Consider the following 7,430-nt stretch of genomic DNA (forward strand, 5'->3'; position numbering starts at 1 on the left):
GGGAAAACTTGTTGTTCTTGCTCATGACTCCATTCTCTCAAGAATTGAAGCCTCCTCAAAACCCGGTTCGATTCAATACAGATTGCGAAGCAGTTCGCGCAGGATGTCGCTGACGGCAAGCTTACTCCCAAGCCTTACATAATCGCAGGCGGCGGCACCTAACATCTCAGTAAAGCCGGACACGCTAAAGCACACCTGTTACTTCAACCGTTGAACGTCCGCTTTCCCGAAGTGCGAATTTCCTTTATGGGTCCTGTGCCGAGTGTGGCATCTAGCAATGATTTTCAGAGGTGCCTAAATAGCTAGAGCTAACCCCTAATGAAATCGATGATGGATTGAATTTCCGTGATGGTCGTTATGAACCACTCGTCACCCGGTGCATCTTCCTTCCATCGTCCGCGGGCCTTTAGAACTGCGTGTACAGCATCCTCCACCTGGGCAACACGGCTTACTTGCCAGCGCCCCAGGATCAAGGGTCTTTCAAAGAAGCCAGACCCTCGACATTGACCGAAAACCCGACTTTCTACGTCCGCTGCCGTCGTTAGTCCGACTTTAATCGGGAAAGGCTGGTCCTCCTTCTGGATCACGGGAAATGTGAAAGCGTAAACCCAGCCATCGAACTCGAGATCTTCCTGCTCTTCAATGGCATTGTCCTCATCTTCGGCTTGGTCCAGCGTCATTTCGCTATCGGACTTGAGTCGATACGTGCCGGAACGACCAAGCCAGACAAATGGCGACTCAGAGCCACGCTTTGCTCGCAGTGAGACAAAAAACCGAAGGGCGGATCCGATCATGTTCGTTTTACCTGCGGTATCCCGCGCCGGATAAGCCATAGCTAGTTGCTCATCAGTTAGATACCGGCTAATAACTCGGTTGATAACAGGATTCAGCTTAAACGGATCACCAGAGGCTGCTTCGGGCTCAGTCGCAATTTCCGGAAGCAAATGGTACCGAGCAAAGCGATAACAAAATGATGCGTTTGGCTCGAAGTTGATTGGCAGTGGTTTCATAAATAGGGAAGTTAATACTCACTCAAAAGCGAAGCAGTTTTCTAACGACCTTCGCTCATTGGACTTGCCGTCTGCATGCAGTGCACGCAGACAGGTATTTTGTAAGGTACCTTATCATTATCTGTATCAGATTGCGACGCTCGTAGAAGGCGACGTCCGAATTCAATCGACCGTGCTGAGTTACAACCGTTCATGAGCAAACATTCACAACAAAGGCGAGTCTGCACGCTATTGCAGAGATTTGGAGCACTACGACGACCTCAGAAGTAGCACGATCGCTCAACTTCTCTCGAAATGTGTTAAACCATACCTATTTGTGAGGGTATTTTTCAATCTTAGCGAGACGTGAGACCTCTACTGGGCTGAAGTCGTTCCAAATTCATAACTAGACTAGAGTTCATAGGTTTTCAGACCACCCCTGAGCAAGTTGAAAGATCATCCGGTTGAGGTATGCAAGAAAAGCAGAACAGCGTGGCCGTCGCCAACTCGCTGGCACCAGAGCCACCGAAAGCCATCCTTGCGCTAGAGAAACGCGTCAACGCGAAGATCGCCATAACATCAAGGATAGAATTTTGCCAGGGCTGAATTTTGAATGCTGAATTTTGAAAAACAAGCGCAGGATTATTACAACCAAGCTCCCCTCATCATCCTGGGCAGCGGTGCATCGGCTGCCCATGGCATGTCTGGCATGTGGGCGCTTGCGAAACACCTAGTCGCAAATACCGATATTTCAGAATTATCCGCTGGCGAGATAGAAGCTTGGGGAAAATTCTGCCGAGTCTTAGATGCAGGCGTTGCTCTGGAGTCGGCGCTGCACCAAGTGGCTGTGACAGCCGAGCTAACTTTCAGAATTATCAAATCAACCTGGTCTCTCATCAATGCTGAAGACATTCAGATTTTCAACGAAAGCCTCCAGAACCAGGGGATGTTCCCGCTGGGCCGACTGCTGCGCCACATGTTCAAAAGCAGCCTCACAAGATTAAACATCATTACTACGAATTACGACAGGCTTGCAGAATATGCATGTGATCAGGAGCGGATTCACCATTACACGGGCTTCACGCACGGTTTTTTCCGGCAACTAGCCGGGCCGGATGAGATAACTTCTGCCCGCAGAGTCAATATCTGGAAGGTTCACGGGTCGCTGGATTGGTTTAAATCCCCACTCGAAGACATTGTGGCAATTCCAAATATTCAAGGGATACCTGTCAATTACAAGCCGGAAATCGTGACTCCTGGCACTCAAAAATACCAAACGACGCATTTAGAACCATACCGCTCAATCATTAACAATGCTGACCAAGCTATTACTGCGGCGAACTCCTACCTGTGCATTGGCTACGGTTTCAATGATGAGCACATTCAGCCGAAACTCATGGCGAGATGTCAGCGGCAGAATAGCCCGGTCACGATTATTACCTATGCGCTTTCAGAAGCGGCCAAGAAGCTAATTACTGACGGCAAGGCGCAGAATTACCTGGCAATTGAGCGCGGAGAAACAGACGATCAGTCTATCGTCTACTCCTCTTGGGATAAGACTCCAGTGACCGTTGAAAGAAATATCTGGAGTCTTGATGGTTACTTGTCACTCATCATGTAGGAAGAAGAGATGCCGATATTTAATTTTAGGGATGAAGACGCGCTTGGAAAGGTTGCTTCCGTTGACACGACAATTGTTATCGTAGACGTGGAAAATGTCGCCCAACTCAAAAAATTGCAAGTCAACCACCTGGCCGTACTCCAAAGCAGCAGGCCTGGACAGCATCTCGTCGGCCTCATCACCCAAGTGACCCGCAAGCGTAGCATCGAGGACATTGCCAATGATGGAGTCAGCGAGCAGACCTCAGAACTGAACCTGTGCAAAATCGCCCTGATTGGCACGATGCTGGATCGTGACGGAAAAAGAGAAAATGTCTTTCGCCGCACTCTGGAAAGCGTTCCAGAAATCGACGCAAATTGCTTTTCGCTAGAGGGCGACAACCTTACCAACTTTATGCGTACGCTCTCCAGTGTCTCAGCCGATGGCAATGCCCTGACGCTGGGCAAGTACACACTGGACGAACATGCGGTTGCCTATCTCAATGGTAACAAGTTTTTCCAGCGCCACGCCTTCATTGGCGGCAGCACTGGGTCAGGTAAATCCTGGACAACAGCTAGAATCATTGAGCAGATGGCAGGGCTCTCTACGGCTAACGCCATTGTTTTTGATCTTCACGGAGAATACTCGCCATTGGTAGGCCAAGGCATTCAGCACTTTAAGGTGGCCGGCCCCGCAGATGTTGAGGCTAAACGCACCATTGATGACGGTGTGCTTTACCTGCCTTACTGGCTGCTTTCGTATGAAGCACTCGTGGCAATGTTTGTTGACCGTAGCGACCAGAATGCGCCCAACCAAGCCATGATCATGTCTCGCGAGATCAACCAGGCCAAAAGAAAGTATCTGGAGGATGGCGATCAGAAGGAAATTTTGAAGCACTTCACCGTGGATAGCCCGGTTCCATTCGATCTGGATATTCTGATGGGCAGGCTGAACGAGATCAACGTGGAGATGGTTCCGGGGGCATCGCCCGGTAAAGAAAAGCAGGGTGATTTTTTTGGAAAGCTCGCCCGGATGATTTCACGGCTTGAGAATAAAATCTCCGATAGGCGCCTTGGCTTTATGTTCAATGGTGGTGGAGACGTTCTGGATTTTACCTGGCTTGAAAAGTTCACCACTGCCGTCCTCGGAAGCTCTGGAGAAAATGGCAAAGCTGGTATCAAGATCATCAACTTTTCCGAAGTTCCATCAGACGTTCTCCCGCTGATCGTTTCCCTTGTCGCGCGCGTCACATTCTCTGTCCAACAGTGGACGCCATCCGAGCTGCGCCATCCTGTTGCTCTGCTCTGCGATGAAGCGCACCTCTACATGCCCCAACGAAACATGGCGGAATCAGCCGACGATATCTCCCTAGATATTTTCGAGCGCATCGCCAAGGAAGGCCGTAAGTATGGTGTCAGCCTTGTCGTCATAAGCCAGCGTCCGTCCGAGGTGAATAAGACGATGCTCAGCCAATGCAGCAACTTCGTGTCCATGCGACTGACCAACGCCGAGGATCAGGGCGTTATCAAGAGACTTCTTCCCGATAGCCTAGGTGGATTCAGCGACATCCTGCCGACCCTTGATACAGGCGAGGCCTTGGTTGTTGGCGATGCGAGCTTGCTGCCAAGCAGAATCAGGATCGAGGAGCCCGCAAACAAACCGAATAGCGGCACGGTCAATTTCTGGGATGAATGGCAAAAGCCAGTCAAAGGCAAGCGTCTTTCGATTGCAGTGGATAACTGGCGTAAGCAAAACATCCAGTAAATTCTGGGTGAGTGACAAGCGTGATCTGATTCTCACGTACAACAGGAAATGGCAAATCCCGCATAACAATTGATTCTTACTTCGATGGCGCTGGGATCGGCGCATGAGTATTACCGACCTAATCTAGGGCCGTTCCAAAAGGCAGCTTTGGGTCGAACAGAGTCCGATCTCATTTCGGCATCTGTACGCCGACGGCATAGAGCGGTTGCGGCAAACTGAAACTCCTTTCCTACAAAAAGGAGTTCATCATGAATCCGAATGCCGTTGCAGCTTTAACGCGCGAACCCTGGAACAAAGGCAAACTCGTTGGGCAAAAAGCACCACTAAAGCTCAAGGATATCTGGGCTATTCGCGTGCGATTACAGCTTTCAAATGATATCCGTAATCTTGCGCTTTTCAACCTGGCAATTGACAGCAAGCTGCGGGCTTGTGATTTGGTGAAACTACGAGTCCGCGACATCGCACACGGTGAACACATAGCAGCTCGTGCGATCATTATGCAGCAAAAAACCCAACGTCCTGTGCAGTTTGAAATTACAGAGCAAACACGTGATGCGTTATCAGTATGGATACGCGTTAAACAATTGCGGTCCGATGATTTTATTTTCAAAAGCAGATTACGCTCGTCCTCGCACCTATCGACCCGGCAGTACGCTCGCATCGTTGATAGCTGGGTGATCGCTATCGGACTAGACCCCACCTCATACGGTACGCACACAATGCGAAGAACGAAGGCGTCGTTAATCTATCGACGTACCAAAAACTTGAGAGCTGTTCAATTACTTCTTGGACACACGAAACTTGAAAGTACAGTTCGATACCTTGGGATCGAAGTTGATGATGCGCTGGAGATGGCAGAGCAGACAGAGGTGTAACTTTTTACCAATTGCCGGATAGGAGCCGTCTCTGGCTGCTGTTCGGCCAGAATATCTGTGCGACTAAAGTAGTATAGGTCTGGCTCGCCCCGTCTCCTGTAGTGTGGGTGCAAAATAACTATTGCGCAACGTAGCCGTAAGGCTACAATATATATATGTACAGCATCATTGAAACAGAGCAATTTATACAGTGGCTCGGTAGCTTAAAAGATCGTACAACACGTGCGCGGCTACAGCTTCGTCTAAGAAAGGCGTCGCTTGGCAACCTTGGAGACCATAAGTCTGTCGGGGATAACGTTTGGGAAATGCGCGAAGTCTTCGGTCCTGGGTGGCGAATGTATTTCCTCTTGCACGGAAGTACAGTAATTTTGATGCTTGGTGGAGGCAACAAATCCAGCCAGAAGAAAGATATTGAACGAGCCAAGGCTTTGGCTCAGGAGTTACAAAATGAGCAAGATCAAGACCCGTCCATTTGATGTATCCAACTACCTCAATGACGAGGCAGATATTGCCGCCTACCTTCAGGTCGCAATAGAAGATGGTGATCCTGCACTGTTGGCGGCAGCGTTAGGCGATATCGCCCGGGCGCGGGGTATGACTCAACTGGCCCGCGACACCGGACTGTCTCGGGAAAGTCTTTACAAGAGTCTCTCGGGAGAGCGTGCGCCCAGCTCCGATACGCTGTTCAAGGTCATCCACGCCATGGGTTTTAAGCTGACCGTAGAGCCTCTGACCACGCATGGCTGAAGCCCGCTGTGTCGGTATTCGGCCAGAAGCGGCCTGCTGCCGTCATCCGATCCGGATAGCGGCCATTCGGGCGTCGCGGTAGGCTTTCGGACGAGGTGCTACATGAATCGGATCATCCTAATATGCAGTCGGCTACTGCTTTCCCTATCATATAATTTTACATTGTGCGTAGTTTGCTTTTTTGACCAATAACTTGCCGGCAATGTTATCCGGTATTCCGATGTTATGCGGAAGAACTGTCGCCCTAAAACAAAGTTAGGCACCGTGACCAAGCTTTTCAGGCACCTGATATATGGATGAAAGACTGCTCAAACGATACCGTGAGTACGCAAGCACCGAAGAGGCGTTTGCCGTTCTCCTTGTTAAGAAGTATCTCGCACAAGCAAAGGGCCACTGGGTTGATGTAGTCGATTGCCGTCGTTACGAGATGTCACCCGACAACATGCACTTCCGGTTTGTTGTCGGCGGCCTGTTCAAAAGAAAGATCCAACCCAAGTACCCGCCACGATCGGAGTACACCGTCAATGGCAGGTTTGACGAGCTCGCCTACTACTTGATGGCTCGCGCGATTACCTGGGAAACCGCGCACACGGACATAGAGCAGCAAAAGACCAGCCGGGTTGCACCGCTAAAGTTCGAGATCAAAGGTATCAGCTACGACAAGAACAAGGGCAATAGTGGCTACTTCAGGGACGACGCCCCAGCGGAGATAATAGCTCTCGCGGACAATCTTCTCGACCGCACCAACCCACTATGGGACAACGCCATGCAGTACATCAATGCACCAGAGTTCGTTTATGAGGTTCGCCAGGCCAGGGTCATCCCGCACGGTGCCTAACAATTCATTCAAGCCGACGCCGCTTCGCGGCGCGGCTTAATTCAGGCGTTAGACCTTTTCCTCAAAGCTCAACGACTGCTTTGGGTCTATTGTGTTGAAAAACTCGGTTTGAACGCTGAGAAATTGGACTGCTCAAGTTGCTTTGGGATGGTTGGTTTTTCGGCGCGACGCGATTGCCTCAGGAATTCCGTCCCTTCGTTACCCTCAGACGGGTATTTCTTGTGCCTTTTGAACGCATGGCATGAGCCACTTGGCCATTCGTCGTAAATTTTGCGCAGTCGCCGCCAGCAAGAACTCATCTTGTGCCCCGGAGAGTCCCCGTAGTCGCAAGCGATCCAGCTTCAAGATGCGTTTGAGGTGAGCAAATAGCATCTCAACCTTCTTTCGGTCGCAGCGTGATTGCTGGTACTCAGGTGTTGCGGCAATGGCCCGCGCCACATTCCGCTCAGCTTCATGAATGCTACGAGCGATTTTACGCGTTGGAGTGTTTGGACAGCATTGGCCTTTCTGCGGGCAGGTAGTGCAATCAGATTGGCTGGATTGAATCGAACCGGAAATCGCGGAGGCTGTTGGGTTAAAGTAAAACAGGTTCCTCAGCCGGTGCTGCAAGTTGTCGA

The 7,430-nt window shown here is 50.4% G+C and carries 8 protein-coding genes; 6 read left to right on the top strand and 2 right to left on the bottom strand.

Features of this window, described 5'->3' with window-relative positions; all coding sequences use genetic code 11:
- Window positions 1-308: 308 nt before the first annotated feature.
- Window positions 309-1,010, bottom strand: a complete 702-nt coding sequence (locus tag LOL23_RS18780; protein ID WP_237174122.1) for a GIY-YIG nuclease family protein — start codon at window positions 1,008-1,010, stop codon at window positions 309-311.
- Window positions 1,011-1,602: 592 nt separating this feature from the next.
- Here LOL23_RS18780 and LOL23_RS18785 point away from each other — a divergent pair.
- The 6 genes from LOL23_RS18785 to LOL23_RS18810 all read left to right on the top strand — a co-directional run bounded on the left by LOL23_RS18785 (window position 1,603) and on the right by LOL23_RS18810 (window position 6,813).
- Entirely contained in the window at window positions 1,603-2,610 is a 1,008-nt protein-coding gene (locus tag LOL23_RS18785; protein ID WP_237174123.1) for an SIR2 family protein, read from the top strand.
- A 9-nt stretch (window positions 2,611-2,619) separates the two neighbouring features.
- Complete coding sequence (locus tag LOL23_RS18790; protein WP_237174124.1) at window positions 2,620-4,353, top strand: ATP-binding protein; 1,734 nt, start codon at window positions 2,620-2,622, stop codon at window positions 4,351-4,353.
- A 248-nt stretch (window positions 4,354-4,601) separates the two neighbouring features.
- Entirely contained in the window at window positions 4,602-5,228 is a 627-nt protein-coding gene (locus tag LOL23_RS18795) for a tyrosine-type recombinase/integrase (protein ID WP_237174125.1), read from the top strand.
- Between the two features lie 155 nt (window positions 5,229-5,383).
- Entirely contained in the window at window positions 5,384-5,704 is a 321-nt protein-coding gene (locus LOL23_RS18800; RefSeq protein ID WP_237174126.1) for a type II toxin-antitoxin system RelE/ParE family toxin, read from the top strand.
- Window positions 5,676-5,975 carry an addiction module antidote protein gene (locus LOL23_RS18805; protein ID WP_237174127.1) on the top strand — a complete coding sequence of 100 codons (300 nt, stop codon included), beginning with the start codon at window positions 5,676-5,678 and terminating at the stop codon, window positions 5,973-5,975. The genes LOL23_RS18800 and LOL23_RS18805 overlap by 29 nt, the downstream gene beginning before the upstream one ends.
- Window positions 5,976-6,267: 292 nt before the next feature.
- Entirely contained in the window at window positions 6,268-6,813 is a 546-nt protein-coding gene (locus tag LOL23_RS18810) for a hypothetical protein (RefSeq protein ID WP_160977870.1), read from the top strand.
- A gap of 204 nt (window positions 6,814-7,017) precedes the next feature.
- Here LOL23_RS18810 and LOL23_RS18815 read toward each other — a convergent pair.
- Window positions 7,018-7,430: transposase (locus LOL23_RS18815; RefSeq protein WP_237174128.1), on the bottom strand; the 413-nt coding region annotated here is incomplete at its 5' end.

This window comes from Paracandidimonas lactea (assembly GCF_021653995.1).
Taxonomy (GTDB): Bacteria; Pseudomonadota; Gammaproteobacteria; order Burkholderiales; family Burkholderiaceae_B; genus Allopusillimonas; species Allopusillimonas lactea.

Excerpts from the sequence above, each read along its gene's own strand:
- LOL23_RS18780 (WP_237174122.1), bottom strand. The coding sequence starts at position 1,010 with ATGAAACCACTGCCAATCAACTTCGAGCCAAACGCATCATTTTGTTAT.
- LOL23_RS18785 (WP_237174123.1), top strand. The coding sequence starts at position 1,603 with ATGCTGAATTTTGAAAAACAAGCGCAGGATTATTACAACCAAGCTCCC.
- LOL23_RS18790 (WP_237174124.1), top strand. The coding sequence starts at position 2,620 with ATGCCGATATTTAATTTTAGGGATGAAGACGCGCTTGGAAAGGTTGCT.
- LOL23_RS18795 (WP_237174125.1), top strand. The coding sequence starts at position 4,602 with ATGAATCCGAATGCCGTTGCAGCTTTAACGCGCGAACCCTGGAACAAA.
- LOL23_RS18800 (WP_237174126.1), top strand. The coding sequence starts at position 5,384 with ATGTACAGCATCATTGAAACAGAGCAATTTATACAGTGGCTCGGTAGC.
- LOL23_RS18805 (WP_237174127.1), top strand. The coding sequence starts at position 5,676 with ATGAGCAAGATCAAGACCCGTCCATTTGATGTATCCAACTACCTCAAT.
- LOL23_RS18810 (WP_160977870.1), top strand. The coding sequence starts at position 6,268 with ATGGATGAAAGACTGCTCAAACGATACCGTGAGTACGCAAGCACCGAA.